At 51.0% G+C, this 18,635-nt stretch carries 17 protein-coding genes; 13 read left to right on the top strand and 4 right to left on the bottom strand.

The features are described from left to right. Nucleotides 1-63 precede the first annotated feature (63 nt). A complete protein-coding gene (locus EHF33_RS04420; RefSeq protein WP_124868235.1) occupies nucleotides 64-981 on the bottom strand; it encodes a restriction endonuclease in 918 nt (305 codons plus the stop codon). Between the two features lie 65 nt (nucleotides 982-1,046). Here EHF33_RS04420 and EHF33_RS21035 point away from each other — a divergent pair, with 65 nt between their 5' ends. After that, complete coding sequence (locus EHF33_RS21035) at nucleotides 1,047-1,214, top strand: hypothetical protein (RefSeq protein ID WP_164473404.1); 168 nt, start codon at nucleotides 1,047-1,049, stop codon at nucleotides 1,212-1,214. Between the two features lie 16 nt (nucleotides 1,215-1,230). Here EHF33_RS21035 and EHF33_RS04415 read toward each other — a convergent pair whose 3' ends face one another. The 3 genes from EHF33_RS04415 to EHF33_RS04405 all read right to left on the bottom strand — a co-directional run bounded on the left by EHF33_RS04415 (nucleotide 1,231) and on the right by EHF33_RS04405 (nucleotide 5,083). Beyond that, nucleotides 1,231-2,229: a restriction endonuclease gene (locus tag EHF33_RS04415; protein WP_124868233.1), complete on the bottom strand. Its 999-nt coding sequence runs from the start codon at nucleotides 2,227-2,229 to the stop codon at nucleotides 1,231-1,233. 69 nt (nucleotides 2,230-2,298) lie between these two features. Then, a complete protein-coding gene (gene ilvD, locus EHF33_RS04410) occupies nucleotides 2,299-3,993 on the bottom strand; it encodes a dihydroxy-acid dehydratase (protein ID WP_124868231.1) in 1,695 nt (564 codons plus the stop codon). 31 nt (nucleotides 3,994-4,024) lie between these two features. After that, nucleotides 4,025-5,083, bottom strand: coding sequence for a glucose-1-phosphate thymidylyltransferase (locus EHF33_RS04405; protein ID WP_124868229.1), 1,059 nt, complete (start codon nucleotides 5,081-5,083; stop codon nucleotides 4,025-4,027). Between the two features lie 327 nt (nucleotides 5,084-5,410). Between EHF33_RS04405 and EHF33_RS04400 the strand changes: the two genes are divergently transcribed. The 12 genes from EHF33_RS04400 to EHF33_RS04345 all read left to right on the top strand — a co-directional run bounded on the left by EHF33_RS04400 (nucleotide 5,411) and on the right by EHF33_RS04345 (nucleotide 18,635). Next, the gene (locus tag EHF33_RS04400) at nucleotides 5,411-6,523 is read left to right on the top strand and encodes a mannose-1-phosphate guanylyltransferase (protein WP_241191256.1); all 1,113 of its coding nucleotides are present in this window, start codon (nucleotides 5,411-5,413) and stop codon (nucleotides 6,521-6,523) included. Beyond that, a complete protein-coding gene (locus tag EHF33_RS04395) occupies nucleotides 6,520-8,169 on the top strand; it encodes a polysaccharide biosynthesis tyrosine autokinase (protein WP_241191255.1) in 1,650 nt (549 codons plus the stop codon). Before EHF33_RS04400 ends, EHF33_RS04395 begins: the two co-directional genes overlap by 4 nt. Nucleotides 8,170-8,171: 2 nt before the next feature. After that, the gene (gene wbaP, locus EHF33_RS04390) at nucleotides 8,172-9,611 is read left to right on the top strand and encodes an undecaprenyl-phosphate galactose phosphotransferase WbaP (protein ID WP_124868227.1); all 1,440 of its coding nucleotides are present in this window, start codon (nucleotides 8,172-8,174) and stop codon (nucleotides 9,609-9,611) included. A gap of 3 nt (nucleotides 9,612-9,614) precedes the next feature. Beyond that, a complete protein-coding gene (locus EHF33_RS04385; RefSeq protein ID WP_124868225.1) occupies nucleotides 9,615-10,892 on the top strand; it encodes an oligosaccharide flippase family protein in 1,278 nt (425 codons plus the stop codon). Then, nucleotides 10,861-11,526, top strand: coding sequence for a DapH/DapD/GlmU-related protein (locus tag EHF33_RS04380; RefSeq protein WP_206431604.1), 666 nt, complete (start codon nucleotides 10,861-10,863; stop codon nucleotides 11,524-11,526). The genes EHF33_RS04385 and EHF33_RS04380 overlap by 32 nt, the downstream gene beginning before the upstream one ends. Further along, nucleotides 11,526-12,575 (top strand): glycosyltransferase family 2 protein, encoded by a 1,050-nt coding sequence (locus EHF33_RS04375; RefSeq protein ID WP_124868223.1) that lies wholly within the window; start codon nucleotides 11,526-11,528, stop codon nucleotides 12,573-12,575. Before EHF33_RS04380 ends, EHF33_RS04375 begins: the two co-directional genes overlap by 1 nt. Nucleotides 12,576-13,039: 464 nt before the next feature. Next, nucleotides 13,040-13,978 (top strand): oligosaccharide repeat unit polymerase, encoded by a 939-nt coding sequence (locus EHF33_RS04370; protein ID WP_124868221.1) that lies wholly within the window; start codon nucleotides 13,040-13,042, stop codon nucleotides 13,976-13,978. Further along, entirely contained in the window at nucleotides 13,975-14,973 is a 999-nt protein-coding gene (locus EHF33_RS04365) for a glycosyltransferase family 4 protein (protein WP_241191254.1), read from the top strand. Before EHF33_RS04370 ends, EHF33_RS04365 begins: the two co-directional genes overlap by 4 nt. Then, entirely contained in the window at nucleotides 14,970-16,133 is a 1,164-nt protein-coding gene (locus EHF33_RS04360; RefSeq protein ID WP_124868219.1) for a glycosyltransferase, read from the top strand. The genes EHF33_RS04365 and EHF33_RS04360 overlap by 4 nt, the downstream gene beginning before the upstream one ends. Next, nucleotides 16,130-17,185 carry a dTDP-glucose 4,6-dehydratase gene (gene rfbB, locus EHF33_RS04355; protein WP_124868217.1) on the top strand — a complete coding sequence of 352 codons (1,056 nt, stop codon included), beginning with the start codon at nucleotides 16,130-16,132 and terminating at the stop codon, nucleotides 17,183-17,185. The genes EHF33_RS04360 and rfbB overlap by 4 nt, the downstream gene beginning before the upstream one ends. Further along, nucleotides 17,182-18,084 (top strand): glucose-1-phosphate thymidylyltransferase RfbA, encoded by a 903-nt coding sequence (gene rfbA, locus EHF33_RS04350; protein ID WP_124868215.1) that lies wholly within the window; start codon nucleotides 17,182-17,184, stop codon nucleotides 18,082-18,084. The genes rfbB and rfbA overlap by 4 nt, the downstream gene beginning before the upstream one ends. After that, a complete protein-coding gene (locus tag EHF33_RS04345; RefSeq protein ID WP_124868213.1) occupies nucleotides 18,081-18,635 on the top strand; it encodes a dTDP-4-dehydrorhamnose 3,5-epimerase family protein in 555 nt (184 codons plus the stop codon). Before rfbA ends, EHF33_RS04345 begins: the two co-directional genes overlap by 4 nt.

Genomic DNA, 18,635 nt, shown 5'->3' with positions numbered 1-18,635 from the left:
CCGACCGAACGGTAAGAAACCCGCGCTGCAACGCAATTTTTGCTGATCTGAAACGCAGCTTCCCTAGATGCCTTCAAAGAAATCGCTGTCCACTTTTTTGATCTGGTAAGTGGTGCGGGTGATCACGCCCACGCCGTACTGAATCATCAACTCGGCCAGCGTTTCGCCGTCAATCAAGATGATGTTGCCGATCTGGCGGGCGGTGTCGTTGGCGCTGGGACTGAACCCTGCGGTGGTGATCAGCACGCCTTTCGAGGCTTTGTGATAAGTCAGGCTGCCGGAAAAGTTGCGAACTTCCTGACTGCCCACATTACTGGCCCACTGCTTGGCCTGAATGTAGACCTTGTCCAAGCCGAGCGGGTCTTGCTTGACCACGCCGTCAATACCGTTGTCACCGCTGCGGCCCAGCGCCTGACCCGCGTCGCGCACGCTGCCGCCGTAGCCCATCGCCACGAGAAGCTGCACCACCAGAATTTCAAACTGTTGCGGCGTTAGGGCGCGGACTTGGCTGAGGAGTTCGTCGGCAAGGGCGGCGCTGAGTTCGGTGTAGAGTTGGTCAAGCTGTTCTTCGGGGGAGACGTCAATGGGTTCAACTGCGCTCAAACTTGGCCCGGCTTGAGTGTCCTGCTTCCCGCGTCCGGCGACTTTGAAAGCTTGAAACTCTGGATAGACCTTCAGGTCATTTTGGATGATGCGGCCTGAGACACGTTCCAGTAACTCACGGCCACGCGCCGTAATTTGCACATTGCCGCGCCCCACCGTTTGCACCACCTGCGCTTTGCTGAGGTAGGTTTTGGCCCAGCCAACACGATTGGCGAACGTGGTTTGCCTGCCACTCGGCAGGAGTTCTTCAAGCTCCCTCTGGGTCAACTGGAAATGCGCCACCAACTTCGCGGTCACCGCTTGCATGGTCTGAACTTGGCCGTCTTGCAGGGCTTCTAGCAGGGGACGCATCAGGGTTTGATAATCGGGAACGGCCATATACTACTTTACTCCAAACCAAAAAGCCGCCCACCCCAATCGGCAGACGGCCCCATACTTATTTCATGTCTAGCGACCCAAACGACCAGAAGAATGGGGTAGGAGTGGAGGAGGATTTGGAACGTCAAGAGCGTATCGCCGCTTATCAGCAATGCGCTCAGGATTTCGCTTTAGACGCGGCTGAACAGCACTTGGCTCAGGAATGGCTGGAATATCCGGTGAAAGAGGAATGACTGGCTGTACCAAAAATCAGGAGAGCAGCCAGCTTTTTTGTAGACCGAGCGGGATTTTAATCTCAGGTGAAAGTTCATCCCAATGTTCTGCCAACAGATCAACCAATTGCCTGCCATTGATAAGATTGACCCGTTTGAATTTTGCATCTTGGGCGGCTTCACGCGCACTCTTGGAATAATCAGAGGTCGTGATGAATGCGCCTTGTGAACTGTTTGGAATACTGCCCCTAAAGCTGATGATGACGCTGCCGTTAATTTTGGCCCCAGCATACCGTTTGGCTTGAACTTTTAAATCAATTTGTGCCAAACCTCCCATATCAAGCACGCCTTCAGCATCCACTCCGCCGTCCCCACTTTTACCTTTGTGCTGGGCATCAAACCCCATAGCTCTAAGTAAGTCTGCGACCAAAAGCTCAAAAAACTCGGCGTCTTGTTCTAAAATTCGCTCTATAACAACTTCGTGCATCAATAGCGACCTCGCTTCAACGGGATTAATCAGTTCAGGTTTTCCCATAAGCTCAAAAATCTCGCCTGACTTAGCGCCAGATTTTGAAATTTCAAAAAGAGTCAAAAGCGCACGCATCGTATTTTTGAGGGGGACGGAAAAATCAGAGCGCCGAAGCGATTCTTTGTTCCACTTTACGTTTCGGCGGTGCGGGAATGGGCAACCGTCATTCGCTATTGCAAATGTGTAAGTTTCGTCCAGCACGATCCCCCAGTTGATCCACTCTGTTTCAGCCGTAGGCGTTAAAATGTAATCGCCAGCCTTAATATCAAACATGAATCGGGAAATTTGACCAACCTGATTTCCTATCTGCATAGGCGTAACCCCGTCAGGGCTGAGCGTTTCATATAAGTTCTTAAGCTCATTTTTGTCGTGGACTTGGCTCAAATTAGTATTTGGCAGCCAGCCAATAGCCACATACCCGCCCTTTTTGAAATCATCTGCGTATTTGCCGACTTCAGCACGGACAACAAAAATACGGGGTGCAGTAGGCATTGAATTTTCAGTCATGCGTTGAGTGTAATCCAAACCAAAAAGCCGCCCACCCTGCGGCAGACGGCCCCATTCAATCTCTAACGCTCAGTCCGTATACGCTCCCACTGCCGCGCTGCTCACCAATTTGGCGTACTTGGCCAGCACTCCGCGCTTGTATCTCGGCTCGGGCTGCACCCATGCTTGGCGGCGGCGCTCGATCTCGGCTTCGTCTACGTGCAACGTCAGCTCGCAGGTTTCAGCGTTCAGTTCGATGGTGTCGCCTTCCTGCACCAGCGCTATCGGCCCGCCCACATACGCTTCCGGCGCGACATGGCCGACGACCAGCCCAAACGTGCCACCTGAAAACCTGCCGTCGGTAATGAGCCCCACGCTGTCGCCGAGGCCCTTGCCAATGATGGCCGAAGTGGGCGAGAGCATTTCCCGCATCCCCGGCCCGCCTTTCGGCCCTTCGTAGCGAATCACCAGCACGTCACCGGGGTTGATCTGATCCGACATGATGGCGTGCATCGATTCTTCTTCCGATTCGAACACGCGGGCCGGGCCAGTAATTTTGATGGATTTCAGGCCGCTGATTTTGGCCACCGACCCTTCCGGCGCGAGGTTGCCGCGCAAAATGGCGAGGTGCCCCTGTGCGTACAGCGGTTGATCGTAAGGCCGAATGACATCTTGACCGGCGTCAGGGGTGTCCTGCTCATCGGCCAAGTTCTCGGCGATGGTCTTGCCCGTCACGGTCAGGCACTCGCCGTGCAGGAGGCCGACCTTCAGCAGCATTTTCATGACGCGGGGAATGCCACCGACTTCGTGCAAATCGGTGGCGACATATTTCCCACTGGGCTTGAGATCGCAGAAGACTGGCGTGGCTTCACGGATGCGCTCGAAGTCTTCCAGGGTCAAATCGACGTCGCAGGCGTGGGCAATCGCCATCAGGTGCAGCACGGCGTTGGTCGAGCCGCCGACGGCCATGATCACCGTGATGGCATTTTCAAAAGCCTGCTTGGTCAGGATGTCCAGCGGGCGGACATTGTGCTCAATGAGTTTGAGTAGGGCGCGGGCGCTGTCGGCGCTGGAGGTGGCCTTCTCGGCGTCCACCGCGCTCATGGTGCTGCTGAACGGCAAACTCATGCCCATCGCTTCGAAGGCGCTGCTCATGGTATTGGCGGTGTACATGCCGCCGCAAGAGCCGTTGCCTGGACAAGCGCGACGCTCGATTTCGTTGAAGTCTTCGCGGCTCATTTTGCCTGCGCCTAGTGCGCCCACTGCTTCAAACACGCTGACGATGGTGAGGTCTTTTCCGGCGTAATGGCCGGGTTTGGTGGTGCCGCCATACACAAAAATAGCCGGAATGTTCAAACGGGCAATCCCGATCATCGCTCCCGGCATATTTTTGTCGCAGCCGCCCACCACGATCACGCCGTCATGTGACTGGCCCCGCGAGACGGTTTCGATACTGTCGGCGATCACTTCACGGCTTACCAAGCTGCACTTCATTCCTTCGGTGCCCATGCTGATGCCGTCAGACACCGTGATGGTGCCGTAGACTTGCGGCATCCCACCGCCTTCACGAATGGCGTCGGTGATGTGGCCAGCCAGCTCGCCGAGGCCGTTGTTGCAGGGCGTGATGTTGCTCTGGGCGTGCGCCACCCCAATAATCGGCTTTTCAAAGTCGCCGTCTTGAAATCCCACCGCCCGCATCATGGCGCGGTTGGGGGCGCGTTCGTCGCCTTGAGTGACGTGGTAGGAATTCCAGTTGAGCTTGGCCTTTTGAGTGGTATCGGTCATCACTCAGTTTAACCTTTCTGGCTGCCCAACTCTAAGTTAGCTCCACTTCGCTGGCGTCCGATAATGTCAATTTGAGGGTACGCGGAATACGCCGCCCCCCCCTGACGATGGCCCGCAACCCAATCAAGCAGTCTTGCAAGCGGATCTCCACATTTTCGATTCTGACAAACGACTCGATGACGCTGTGCTCGATCTCGGCGTTGCGAATGACGCTACCCTGTCCAATGCTGGTAAACGGGCCCACATAAGCGTCTTCAATGATGACGTCTTCACCAAGCAACACTGGGCCGACAATCTTGCTGTTGATGATTCTGGTGGAAGCTGGAACCTGCACCCGTCCACTGATCCGGGAATTGATCACTTCGCCTTCGACGTGGGCCTCGATACGCTCCAGCAGCAAGCGGTTGGCGTCAAGCAGATCAACTGGTTTGCCGGTATCTTTCCACCACCCTTGCACCCGCCGACCCAGCACGGTGTCGCCTTCAGTAATTAAGCGCTGAATGGCGTCAGTGATCTCGTACTCGCCGCGTGCAGAAGGTGGCAAACCGTCAAGTGCCTCAAAGATTCGGCTGGAGAAAAAGTAAGCGCCTGCCACCGCTAAGTTGCTGACGAGCGTTTTGGGTTTCTCAATCAGTTCGACGATGCGCTGACCTTCTAGCCGAGCAACTCCAAAAGCGCTGGGGTCGGCCACTTCGACTAGTGCGATGAGGGCGGCGGGACGTTCACGCTCAAATTGTTGAGCAAAACTGCGGATACCGAATTCAAATAAATTGTCACCCAAGTAAACGCATACGTCCTCGCCAGCGGCCCATTCCCGCGCCATTGCAACGGCGTGGCCCAGCCCGAGCTGCTGGTGTTGATCGATCAAGGCAATACGTACTCCACTCACGGCACTGAGCGTGTACTCGATTTCAGTACGCGTCAGATCGGAGACAATGATGGCAATATCATCGATTCCGGCTGCTTGAAGCGTCTCAATAGCGTGGATGATGATCGGTTTTCCCGCGACTCTGAGAACAGGTTTAGGTCGTGTGAAGGTCAGGGGCCTGAGGCGGGTGCCCAAACCAGCGGCGGGAATAATGCCTTTCATGTGAGATACAGTTTAGCGCATGAGGGTGTTCTAAGCGCCCTTACCCTCTGAATAACTCCTTTAACAAAAGAGGTGCAACCAGATGGACAAAAATACTTCAGTCAGCGTGTATGACTTCAGTTAACTCCGTGTGAACCTGATCAAGAAATGAGAATTTGACTCCTGCCCTCTCCGACTCATGAGTGCTCTACTCTTGAGAGCATGATAAGGTGTGACCGATTGTGTGGTACCTCAAGGGAGTTAATGTCCGATGAAGATTCACTCGTTTCTTATGAAAAACTCTGACCAGCTTAATCTGTTTGCTCAGCCACTTGGTTTGGTTTCGCAGTGACCATTGAAGATAGCGCCCTGCCTCTTTTCATTCCAGTTGTCTTGGCTGGGGGCAGTGGTGAGCGTTTTTGGCCATTGTCACGTAAAAGTAAGCCGAAGCAGTTTTTGACTCTGGATGATACAGGCCGCAGCTTGCTGCAAGCGACTGTTGACCGCCTGAGTATTGTCAGTGGCAGCGCCGATTCGGTGATGGTGGTCACTGGGAATGAATACCGAAGCCAAGTTCTCGATCAGTTGCCAGAAATGCCGGTTGAGAACTTGATCGTCGAGCCGCTGGCACGCGATACGGCACCCGCCGTGTTGTACGCGGCACTGAGAATTGCCCGTGACCAGCCTGATGCCGTAATGGGCGTTTTTCCAGCAGATCACCGCATTACAGATGTTGACACTTACCTTAAAGTCATCGAGCGGGCTATCTTAATCGCACGGCAGACTGAACAACTGGTCACGATTGGTATTACTCCGACTTTTCCAGCGACTGGCTACGGCTATATCCAGCAGGGCGCAGCTTTGAGAGGAGGGGCCCAAGATACGACTGGAGAAAACATATTCGCGGCGTATCATGTTAGCCGCTTTGCCGAAAAGCCGACCCAGGAAACGGCGCAGCAATTTTTGGATGAAGGTGGCTACAGCTGGAATAGCGGAATGTTTATTTGGACGGTGAAAGCGATCTTGCAAGCTTTTGAAAAGCATCAGCCTGAAATGTACCAGCAACTGAGTCAAGCCGTCGAGAAGCGTACTGTGAAGCAGGTTTTTCCAGAACTGGAAAAGATCAGCATTGACTACGCCATTCTTGAAAAGTCCGGCCATGTCGCCGTTATACCTGCCGAATTCGGCTGGGACGATTTGGGTGATTGGAACGCCTTGGAGCGTCTTCTTAAAGCCGAGGGTGAGAATGTCTCGGTGGGGCGACACGTCGGTCTCGACACGGGCGGCGCGATCTTGTACACGACCAACGGAGACGATTTGATCGTTACCATCGGTCTAGAAGACGTCGTGATCGTGCGAACCAGCGAAGTGACCTTGGTGGTTCGTAAAGACCGCACCCAAGATATTAAAAAAGTGGTACGACAGCTTAAAGCCCATCCCGAATTGGAGCGTTTTGCGTGAGTGATCAATATAGAGAAAACCCACCCCTCGATAATGTTGAGAACGAAATTGAGCTCGGTGTCCTGTGGCGCGGTATTCGCCGCCGCTTGCCGATTATTCTTGTGCTGGTGATGCTTGCCGGACTGATCACCTATCTCTGGTCACGGAGTCAACCCCTCGTCTACGAGGCCTCGTCGAGCGTAATTACTGTTCGTCCCAGTGACGGTGTGGTGGGCGCGACTCTGGTTCCGGCTCCGCTCCTGCCGATCGGGGCACTGGACGAGGCTCTGCGGGGTTCGACGGTAATTGGCAGTGTGGTCAACGCCTTGAAGGGCAGTCAGCTTGCAGCGCCACTCAAAAATGAACTGGTTAAAGATTTACAGTTTGAATTGCAGAGCGGCAAGATTTCGACTGTTGGCTTGACTTCTCAACTTGATCAAGGCGGGAACGGCGTTTATACCGTCACCGGTCAGGCCCCCACCTCCGCAGCTGCGCGGGTGCTGACCAACTTGACTACCCAGGCTCTGCTCAACTGGGATGAAAACCGGGCGCTGCTATCGGTGCAACAGGCTCTCAAAGTACAGCGTTCCCAGCTGGCCGAAATTGATCAGCAATTGAACGGTGCAAGCGTGCCTGAGCTGGAAAGGCAGACCCTTATCACGACCCGCGCACTTACACAGCGAAACTTGGCGCAGACTAGTATCCTAGCGCAGGCTACCACTGGCTCTCTCTCACTGGTTTCACCTGCCATTGAGCCGCTTAACCCCGTTGCGCCTAAACCCACACGCAATGCGGTATTGGCCGGACTCCTGACTTTGCTTTTGGGGCTGGGTGTCGCTGCGCTGCTTACTGTCACAGACCGGACCATTCGGAGCGAAGACGATCTTCTGGCCTTCGGTTTACCCACTCTGGGAATGATTCCTCGCCTTCGCAAGCGTGACATCGTATTGATGGGTATTGTCCGGGCCGCTAGGCAGGCCGGACTCTATGAAGCGATCGGCTTCTTGCGGGTCAATCTGCTTTCGAGTGTCAACAATCAGCCGGGGAAGCGCATTATGCTGTCGTCAACTGCACCAGGAGAAGGCAAAAGCAGTCTGACCGCGACGCTTGCTGATGGAATGGCTTCGTCGGGTCAACGCGTTCTGATCATTGACGCCGATCTCAGACGTGGAACCCAGCAAGACGTTTGGGATAAATATCAGCGCCAACATGAGTGGCAACAGTTGGTAGGCGAAGGTGGAGCACGTAATTTGCAAGAGGCTTTACGCGATCCGGAAAATGTGCAGGTCATTGAGGCCGAGCCGAATGTTTACTTGCTTCCGGCTGGTCCTGGCTTACACGACAGCCTGACATTGCTCAACCGTGACGATCTGGGCGATATTTTTAAACGCTGGGGTGAAACATACGGTATTGTCTTGATTGACAGTCCCCCTTTATTGGCGATTGCTGATAGTTTAGTGCTGGGACGTCATGTTGACGGTGTTGTGCTGATTACTGAGGCTGGACAAACCACGCTGCAGGCAGTCAAACAGGTAATGCGCCGCACTAAAGAGGCGAAAGTGCCAATGATGGGCTTCGTGCTGAATAAAGTGACTCAATCGAATCGTGATGGTTACGGTTATGGACAAAACTATAGCTATACGACTCGCAATTCCGAGGGGAGCTGAAGATGGGTCTGCATACGCCGAATGCGCCAGCTGTTCGGACAGCCAATCGCGGCGTTCTACTGGCTCAACGTGGTGTATCTCAGGGTCTGGTGCTGGTGATCAGCGATTTACTTAGTGGATTGGTGAGTTTTGGTTTTGCCAATCTTCTCCTGACTGAATTGGGCGAAGCGAGTGTTCAGATGGGAGCTGTAGTGATCTGGTTGGGGGTCTGGCTCTGCTGGCGTTTCTATCAGGGCCTCTATCCAGGGTATGGCAAATCGCCCCAGACAGAATTGCGGCTTCATACGGTCAGCACCGTTCAGGTGTTGCTTGTTCAGCTGGCGGCAGCGCTGGCTTTTGACCGGCTGGCCATTGGTGTGGGTGGAGTAGTGGTGGCATGGCTGCTGATTCTGCTGCTGGCTTTGCCAGTTCGTTACGGGGTGCGCTCACTCCTTATTCGGGCAGGGAACTTTGGACGGCCTGTCAGCATCATCGGCGCTGGTCAAACGGCCAGCCTGACCATCGCCCATTTGCAAGCCAATCCGGCTTATGGGCTTATCCCGCTGGCAGCTTATGACGATAATCCGTTTTTACAGGAAACCCTATTGCATGGTGTTCCTGTCCGGGGGTCGATCGAGCAGGCTTTGATTGACCCTCTCACCGAGCAGGCTCTAATCTCGATTCCCAGCGCTCGTGCCGAAACGCAGCAGAAGTTAGTCAACAATGTTTACGCTGCGTTTCCTGTAACCTGGGTCATTCCAGACCTATTTGGTATACCCAATCAGGCACTCTTACCACACAATATTGGGAGTATCGCTACTCTGGAGGTTCGCAATAATCTGCGGAGTCGGCGTTCCAGGATGGTGAAACGGACGATGGACTTGCTGGCCTCGGTGATGGGCACACTCGTTATTGCCCCGATCTTTCTTGTGATTGCCATTGCAATTAAAGTAGACAGTCCTGGCCCCGCTGTTTACCGCGCCCGGCGTCTGGGACGTGATGGTAAGCTTTTTGATTGTTTCAAATTTCGCAGTATGCACCGAGATGCGGAAGCCAAGTTGCAAGAAGTTCTGGCTACTGATCCTGAGTTGAAAGCTGAATTTGAAGCCACTCACAAGCTGAAAGATGATCCGAGGGTGACACGGGTAGGAAACTTTCTGAGGAAGACCAGCTTGGACGAATTCCCTCAGCTCTTCAATGTCATTGTGGGTGAGATGAGTTTAGTCGGGCCACGCCCTATTGTAGAGGCAGAGGTCGTCAAGTATGGGAAAACATACACTGCATATAAGCAGGTGCGCCCAGGTATGACTGGCTACTGGCAGGCCAATGGCCGTAGCGATACCAGTTACGACGAGCGTGTAGGGATGGATAACTTCTACGTTACGAACTGGACTCCCTGGTTGGATTTGGTGATACTGTTGCAAACAGTTCGAGTGGTCTTGGTGGGGAAGGGCGCGTACTGATTCGTGTGGAACAAAGCTTGGTCTTATCTTTCATTGTATGGTGCACATGGGCTTAAGGTTTTCTCTTTTATCCTTCTGATACCTCATTTCACTTCTATTTTTCCTAAAGACTCTTGGGGACAAATTCTGACTGTTCAGGCTTTGGCTCTGTGGTTTCAGATTGTTGTGGAGTACGGTTTCAATTTATCGGCTACCCGTAGTATGTCCAGGGTTAGAGACGATTTGCAGGCTCTGGCACGTCTTGTTTCCGGTGTAGCAGGGGCTAAAATCTTTCTCTCTGGCCTTGTAGTCATTCTGGCATTCGGGTCTGCCACCAGCCTGACCAATTTGCATGGTTTGGGAAAGCTGATTGCTTGGTCTACAGTTTTCGCTATAGCTCAGGGCTTTAACCCAGTCTGGTATTTTCTAGCACGTGGTCGATTTGGCCAGTATGCAACTATCGATTTTGTCAGTCGCTTGATCTACCTTATTCTTTGCTATTATCTGATTACTCGACCTTCACAGGGCGCACTTATCTTCATCTTTGGTGTTCTGACGGCTTGTTTTTCTAATTTTGCGGGTTATCTATTGATCGCAAGACAAACTCCTTTGCGCTTTCCCACTGTTCAAGATTCGCGACTAGCCCTACGAGAAGGCTTCAGCATGTTTCTTTTTGTGGGCGTTACCAGTATTTATACCACTCTGAACATTGTTATTTTGGGATTCTCTCAAACCACCGGGACAGTAGCCGCTTACGGTACGTCAGACCGTATCGTTCGTGCCGCTGGAGGGTTGCTAGAGCCGTTGAATCGCGTGATATACGCCAAACTCTCACATCTTTACCATCACGATTTTCCAGCTGCACTGGCCTTTTTGCGCAAAGCCGCCGTTATCCTGATCTTGGCTGGCCTAGCCATTTTTGGGATTGGAGAATGGTTGACTCCCTATATAGTGCAGATTCTCGCTCCCACGTATACGGACGCAGTGGGTTATTTAAGGCTGCTGCTCCTTTTCATCCCTTTGCTTGCGATAAACAACATCGTCGGTTTACATATCATGCTTCCTTTAGGGATGGATCGCGCTTTCAATGGTGTATTTTTGGTCGTAAGTATGATCAGTGTAGCTGCAATGCTGGTTCTGACGCCCATTTACGGCTCTGTTGGAATGGGTGTTATCACTATTCTGACTGAGGCTCTGGCCTGCATTGGCATGATTTACATGGTATGGCGGAGTCGAAAGCTATTGCAAACTCATTTAGGAGGTTCTTACAGTGCGCAGAGCAATTCAGATATACAGGCGTGATGGTCCTTTACCTGTTCTTGAAGTAGCGTTTGACCGTTTACGCTCCCTGATTGTTAGGAAACAACGTGGATTTCAGAATGGTTTTTTGCTTGGGGCTGGTACAAGCTGGTTAACTGGGCCTTATGTTGAGGTGGGTCATAATTTACGTGTTGGCAAACGGTGTCGTATTGAAACTATCAGCGAACACAACGGGCTGAGCTACTTTCCCAGATTGACTTTTGGAAACAATGTTAGTCTCAATGACGATGTGCATATTGCATGTGTCAGCCGGGTGGAGATTGGGAACAATGTTCTTATGGCAAGCAAGATTTACATCAGTGACCATAATCACGGCTCATACTCCGGGGAGCATCAGGATTCACCAGTGCTTGCGCCAGGAGAACGCCACTTGGGCTATGCGCCGGTGGTTATCGAGGATAATGTGTGGCTTGGTGAACTGGTAAGTGTGTTGCCCGGAGTTACCATTGGCGAGGGGAGCATCATCGGGGCTAACAGCGTCGTTTCTCGTAATATTCCACCCTATTGCATCGCTGTCGGGACACCTGCGTGTGTGATCAAGCGTTACGACTTTAAATTTGCTCAATGGATACATGAATCCAGTGCAGTAGCGAAGCATTCAGGAGAAGTAATATAATGTCTCAGCCATTTCTATCTGTATGCATCCCTGCTTATAATCGTGCCCAATTCCTAGGGCCATTGCTTGATTCGATTCTTAGTCAGAATTATGGAGATTATGAAATCGTGATTTGTGAAGATTTAAGTCCGCAAAGAGAAGCAATAGCGCAAGTCGTTAGAACATATAAAGCTAGAACTGATAAAATTAGATACATCGAAAATGTTAGAAATTTGGGATACGATGCCAATTTTAGAGAGCTTCTTACACAAGCCTGTGGGGAATATTGTTTCTTTATGGGAAATGATGATTTGATGGCTGATGGTGCTCTTTCTAAGGTCTCAGAAGTCTTGCACAAGCACTCAAATATTGGCTTAATTTTGAGATCTTACGACTGGTTCATTGATGACTATAGAAAGCCAGAGCAAACTATTCAATATTTTGCCAGTGACAGAATTTTTCCTCCAGGTGAAGAGACTATTGCCACTGCATATCGGCGGTGTGGTGTTTTGTCCGGCTATGTGATCCACAGAGAGTCTGCGATGAATGCTGCAACTGAGGAATTTGATGGATTTCTCTTTTACCAGATGTACCTAGCGGCGTCCGTATTGGTAGAAAAGGGCGCGTACTACGTCAGGGATGTGTTAACTCATTCCCGTTCTACAGAAACACCTGATTTTGGCAATAGTGCCATGGAGAAGGGAATATTTACGCCAGGGACATATACTCCTGAGGCGCGGATTCATATGATTACGGGCATGCTCACGATTGCCCGGACAGTGGATAAAAAAAGCGGATTGAGATTTGCCAATGCAATTGAAAGAGATATCGCAAACTATGTTTACCCATATATTAGTGATCAATTAAACCTTCCACTACCTAAGTATTTGAATTTTCTCAAGAAGCTGAAGAATCTAGGTCTGGGAAAGCATAAGATGTTTTACGCCCACGCTGTTACTGCTTATATTTTAAAGCAAAATAATTATAACAAAATGACAACATTTGTGCGAAATAAATTAGGAAAATCACCCCAGATTGGAAAGGTATATGCAGGTATTGAAGCGAAATAGTTTTCCTACATTGGATCTGAGGGAATTTTATGCAGAAGAGTAGGAAAATCACCAGAAATTACAGCGATCCCACATTTATATTTTCGCCTCAGCCCTTTGCTGTCGCGATCTTCATATTTAGCCTGCTTTGTACTCTAATACCAGTCAGTTTATATGAAAAGGCCGTTTTTGAAAGAGATTATATGTTTCTTAACTTCAGAATGTACGCATATATCTCATTATGCACACTGATGTTTATAATATCTTCGTACTCCGCTTTCTACATCCTAACTGCAATCAGCAAAAACCCGAAAATATCTTGGATCAGAAGCATATCAACGCCAAAAGGATCATATATACTCACGCTGATATACCTCATTACGATAGTCAACATTCTACTTATAGGAATTAGAATCTGGTTTGCCGCGACAAGTATAGGCCTTAGCGCAATTTTTTCCTCCTTAACGGGAGGTGGTGGTGGTCAGTTGCGTGATAATATCATTAATTCTGTGGCTTCTGGAAAGATAGGTTGGACAAGTGATATGAGTCTAGCATTAACAGTTTCTATTTGGTGGATTGCTTGCCAAGTAGATGAAAATTATCGCAAGAAAACGCTATTTATTGCGATAGTTAATGTAATTCTATTTTCATTCATGAGTTTATTGAGTCTATCGAGAGACACTTTATTGACTGCTATACTGATTTTGCTAATAATACAGTTGTCGAACTATAAAATACATAACCTCAGAAGCCGTTTGAGAGTTCTGTTGGCAATCTTGAGTGGTATTGTTTTATTTACGATCGTATTTGTCTTTATTGGTAATTCAAGAGCCAGTGGTGGAAATGATACTTATTTGAGTCAGTTTATCGGCTATTTTCCATCAAGCTATAATAGGTTGGCTGCATTAATCGAAGGAAAACTTCAATTTCCTAGTAGCGGGATCGGCTATTATTCAACACAAGGGTTATGGGACTTCCCTGTCCTCTCAAACATCTTCAATTTTTATTCCATAGGCAGAGAAATGGGTCTTGATCTACCCTTAAGCAACCTTGACAATTGGAGTCAACAATTTACGGCAGTTAGCTCGTCTGGCTTGAATCGATCGTTTATATGGTTAACAACATATGGCTTCGCCTTCGCAGATTTTAGATGGTTCGGCATTTTTTATTTTTTATTTTCAGGATGTTTTATAGGGATAGCATATTATTATTTTAGAAATAGAAGTCTAATAGGAGGGATTATGTATCCATATCTTTTAACGACTGTGATTAAGTGGTGGTCTATATCATATTTCTCAACTAGAACCACATCAATTTTTGTGATAGTTGCGGTATTGATATGGTTTCTATCTTTTATTTTGCATGCATCTTTGTTAAGAAAAAATGAAAGCTCATCTCTTATTGTCTCTGGAACTGGTCAGTGAGTGTATTTTTTGACGCCCGTTGGATTGGTGAGCATGGCATTGGCCGGTTCGCGCAGGAAGTTCGTCATCATATGCCGCAAAACACTATTGATCTGTCAGGCACTGATCCAGTGTCATGGCGCGGCCTGCTAAATCTGGAACGTCAGGTCACATCCTATAAAATTCAGAGCAGATCGGATATCTTTTTCTCACCGGGTTACACACCGCCCGTCAGTTGGCGCGGCCCAATGGTGTTCACCATTCATGATCTGATTCATATAGATGTTCAGGAAGAGTCTTCCCTATTTAAGACTTTGTATTACAACGCTGTGGTGCGTCCTTCCATGTCGCGTGCTCAGAGGGTATTAACTGTTTCCGAATACTCCAGGCAGCGGCTGCTGGAGTGGAGTGGTGTGTCTCCGGAGCAGGTGGTGGTGGTAGGCAATGGTGTAGACGCCACCTTCTCGCCTGAGGGAGCGGTGCATAGGCCAGGCTACCCGTATATTCTGTACGTCCGCAACACCAAGCCGCACAAGAATGTGGCGGAGCTGCTTCGAGCCTTCGCACTGATGAATATGTCTGATGTCCGGTTGTTGCTTAGCGGGGTCGCCGACGATGACACCCGGCATGAGGCGCTGCGGCTTGGGATTTTGGAGCGAATAGTATTTACTGGACGGATTCCAGAGGCCGACCTCCCTGCGTACTATCGGGGCGCGGCAGTGGTCACCATGCCCTCTCTGTATGAAGGATTCGGCCTGCCACCGCTAGAAGGCATGGCCTGCGGTGTGCCTGTGGTGGTGTCTGACAGCACCTCGCTGCCGGAAGTGGTGGGAGACGCGGGTCTGCTTATTGATCCGCGCAGTGCCGAGAGCGTTGCAGATGGACTGACGCGGGCGCTCAGTGATACAGCGCTGCGCCAGCAGATGCGTGAAAGGGGCCTAGAACGCGCAAAGCTTTTCAAATGGGACGATGTGGCCGACCGGGTACGGCGAGTGTTGGGGGAACAGTACACATGACAAGAGCGGCACTTATTCAGGACTGGCTGGCAGGCGGATTCGTGGGTAGCGAGAAGGTGCTGGCCGAGATGCTGGCGGTGCTCCCCGGCAGTCCCATCTACACGCTGGTACACAAGCCGGAAGATTTTTTGGGTACACCTTTGGAAAACGCGACGGTGCATACCAGTGCCATTCAGAACTGGCCTAGGGGTGTGAGCAGCTACCGTAACTATTTGCCCTTCATGCCATACCAGATCGAGCAGTTTGACCTGACCGCTTACGACACCATCGTGTCGAGTAGCCATGCGGTCTCCAAGGGTGTACTGGTAGGGGCGGGGCAACTGCACGTCAGCTACATTCACTCGCCTATCCGCTATGCTTGGGATCTGTATCAGCAGTATCTACGCGAGGCCAACCTGACGAGCGGCGTGAAAGCTACGTTGGTTAAGATCGTGCTGCATTACATTCGAATATGGGATCACTCTACAGCCAATAGAGTGGATGTTTTTTTGGCCAACAGTCATTACGTGGCTCAACGAATTTGGAGAACTTATCGTCGTCCTGCTAGAGTCCTTTATCCGCCTGTAGACGTTGACCGCTTTGATCACACCCGGCCCCGTGAAGAATTTTATCTGACGATGAGCCGCTTCGTGCCGTATAAGAAACTTGATTTGATCGTGGAAACGTTTACCAAACTAGGTAAACCGCTCGTCGTTATTGGCGGTGGGCCGGACTTCGAGAAAGTAAAAGCGCTGGCAGGGCCGAACATAAAGTTGTTAGGTCGTTTAGATGACAAAGAAGTTGCCGATTTAATGAGCCGCTGCAAAGCTTTTGTCTTCGCTGCCGATGAGGATTTTGGCATTATCCCTGTAGAAGCGCAGGCAGCGGGCGCACCCGTCATTGCTTACGGCAAAGGTGGAAATTTGGAGACAGTCGTCGCTGATCAAACAGGTGTTTTCTTTGGTCAGCAAAATATAGAGAGTTTGACCCGTGCTATTGGCATTTTTGAAGAGCGAATAGCCCAGTTTGATTCGGCAACCATCCGTAAACATGCCGAACAGTTCCGTCCTGAGCGTTTCAGAGCCCAGTTTGCAGCAATTTTGAAGGCAGCTGAAAATGCTAAGCAAAGTGGAAATGATCCTGAGAAAGCTGTCCTTACGCTACAGTTGGATGACTTATGACTCAAGAATCTATAATACGTTCCGTTCCCACCAGCCTACTCGTCACTGGCGGCTGCGGCTTTATCGGCAGCAACTTTGTTCGTTACTGGATGCAGCAGCATCCCGAAAGTAAAGTCGTGGTCTATGACAAGCTAACTTACGCTGGGCGCAAAGAAAATTTGCAGGACTTATGGGACTCTCCCAATCTCAGCCTCGTGGTGGGCGATATTGGCGATATAGACGCTGTGCGGCGTGCTTGCCAAGACAACGCTATAGACTTGATCGTCAATTTTGCTGCCGAAACCCACGTGGATCAAAGTATTCTGGGGCCGCTGGTCTTTACCGATACCAACGTGCGCGGCACCCACGTACTGCTGGAAGTTGCCCGCGAACTCGGCATACGGCTGCATCACATCAGCACCGATGAAGTGTACGGGCACATCAAAGACGATCACCAGAGTGTGGAAACGGACGAACTTTCTCCGCGCAGCCCTTACGCGGCCAGTAAAGCTGCCGCCGATCAATTGGTGCAGGCTTACGCCATCACTTATGGTATCCCTGTGACCATCACACGCGGAGCCAACAACGTGGGGCCCTATCAATACCCTGAAAAGGCCGTACCGTTATTTAGCACCAACGCCATACTGGGTGAACCCATTCCGGTCTACGGCGACGGCCTGCAAATGCGCGATTACGCCCACGTCTACGATCACTGTACTGGCATTGAAATGGTGCTGTTGAAGGGGATTATCGGCGAAGTTTACAATGTTGGTACTGGGCGCGAGATGACCAATTTAGAAATGGTAGACATTGTGCTGGAGACACTCGGCAAAGAGCATACGTCGGTCAAACACGTCACAGACCGTCCTGGACATGACCGCCGTTACAGCATGAACGTGGATAAACTCAAGGCGTTAGGTTGGCAGCCCAAATACGACCCCAAGCAAGCAGTCGCTGAAGCGGCCAAGTGGTACGCCGAGAATCAGGCATGGTGGGAGCCGATTCGATCTGGTGAGTTCCGTGAGTACTACAACAAACAGTACGCTGAGCGTTTGGCTGGAGCGGGTCAGTGACAGTAGCGACTGCAAGCCGCAGAGGCATCATTTTGGCAGGCGGCAGCGGAACGCGCCTTTATCCAGCGACGCTGGCGGTCAGCAAGCAGCTCCTCCCCATTTACGATAAGCCGATGATCTATTATCCGCTGACCACCTTGATGCTCGGCGGCATCCGTGAGATTTTGATTATCTCGACGCCTGAAGATACCCCGCGTTTCAAACAGCTTCTCGGTGACGGCTCGCAGTGGGGCATTCAACTTGAATACGCCGTGCAACCGAAGCCGGAGGGTCTGGCCCAAGCTTTTCTGATCGGCGAAGACTTCGTGCAGGGCCATGAAAGCGCCTTAATTCTTGGCGACAACATTTTTTACGGCAATGATCTCTCGGACTTGATGGATGCGGCTAACCAAAAAACGGAGGGAGCCACTGTCTTCGCGTATCAAGTCAGCGACCCGGAGCGGTACGGCGTCGTTGACTTTGATGGGCAAGGTCGGGCGATTTCCTTGGAAGAAAAGCCGGCCAAGCCCAAATCGGATTTTGCGGTGACGGGCCTCTACTTTTACGACCAAAACATTGTCGAGATTGTGAAAGGGATCAAGCCTTCAGCGCGGGGCGAGCTGGAAATCACCGATGTCAACATTCATTACCTTGAAGCGGGCTTGCTTGATGTTCAGTTGATGCGCCGGGGCTTTGCTTGGCTGGACACGGGCACGCACGAGAGTTTGCTGGAAGCCAGCAGTTTTATTCAGACCATCGAGCACCGGCAGGGCTTAAAGGTGGCCGCGCCTGAAGAAATCGCTTGGCGCAATCACTGGATCAGCACTGAAATGCTGATTGAGCAAGCCCAAAAGCTCGCCAAAAACAAATACGGCCAATACTTGCTCAAACTCAGTACCGAACACCGGAGCCAGTTATGACCGACTCAGACCACAAAATCAAATTGGCAACCCAATATGCAGAGGCGCTTAAATTTGAATCGTATCCCGCCGCGCCGCAGATTGAGGGCGTTTGGTTTCATGCCCTTAAAAAGAATCGCAGTGAGAATGGGGCATTCATGGAATATCTGCGCTTAGGCGATGAGGGGGTTCAGGGGTTACCGGGCCAACTCACGCCGCGTCAGATCAGTATGTCGTGGGCTGCGCCGGGGCGCATCAACGCTTTTCACATTCACGTCAAAGAAGAGCAAAATGAAATTTGGTGCGTGGTCGGCGGACAGCTGATGATCTGGTTGGTGGACTGCCGTGAGAACAGCCCGACTGCTGGTGTGAAGCGCAAATTGGTCTTCAGCGGCGAACAGCCGATGATGGTCTACATTCCCAGTGGCGTCGCGCACGGCTATCAAGCCAGCGATCAGGGCGCGACGCTCATCTATGCGATGGACGCCCAATTCAACTTGGCCGACCCCAACGAAGGCCGCTTGCCGTGGAATTTTTTCGGTGACGATTTGTGGGCCGAGGACATGGGGTGA

It is taken from the genome of Deinococcus psychrotolerans, from assembly GCF_003860465.1.
In the GTDB taxonomy this organism is placed as follows: Bacteria; Deinococcota; Deinococci; order Deinococcales; family Deinococcaceae; genus Deinococcus; species Deinococcus psychrotolerans.
This window is presented reverse-complemented; position numbering and strand designations above follow the sequence as displayed.

Bases quoted from the DNA above. Each gene is read 5' to 3' on its own strand.
- ilvD (WP_124868231.1), bottom strand. From the start codon at position 3,993: ATGACCGATACCACTCAAAAGGCCAAGCTCAACTGGAATTCCTACCAC.
- EHF33_RS04345 (WP_124868213.1), top strand. From the start codon at position 18,081: ATGACCGACTCAGACCACAAAATCAAATTGGCAACCCAATATGCAGAG.
- wbaP (WP_124868227.1), top strand. From the start codon at position 8,172: ATGGGTCTGCATACGCCGAATGCGCCAGCTGTTCGGACAGCCAATCGC.
- EHF33_RS04420 (WP_124868235.1), bottom strand. From the start codon at position 981: ATGGCCGTTCCCGATTATCAAACCCTGATGCGTCCCCTGCTAGAAGCC.
- EHF33_RS04360 (WP_124868219.1), top strand. From the start codon at position 14,970: ATGACAAGAGCGGCACTTATTCAGGACTGGCTGGCAGGCGGATTCGTG.
- EHF33_RS21035 (WP_164473404.1), top strand. From the start codon at position 1,047: ATGTCTAGCGACCCAAACGACCAGAAGAATGGGGTAGGAGTGGAGGAG.
- EHF33_RS04415 (WP_124868233.1), bottom strand. From the start codon at position 2,229: ATGACTGAAAATTCAATGCCTACTGCACCCCGTATTTTTGTTGTCCGT.
- rfbB (WP_124868217.1), top strand. From the start codon at position 16,130: ATGACTCAAGAATCTATAATACGTTCCGTTCCCACCAGCCTACTCGTC.
- EHF33_RS04405 (WP_124868229.1), bottom strand. From the start codon at position 5,083: ATGAAAGGCATTATTCCCGCCGCTGGTTTGGGCACCCGCCTCAGGCCC.
- EHF33_RS04375 (WP_124868223.1), top strand. From the start codon at position 11,526: ATGTCTCAGCCATTTCTATCTGTATGCATCCCTGCTTATAATCGTGCC.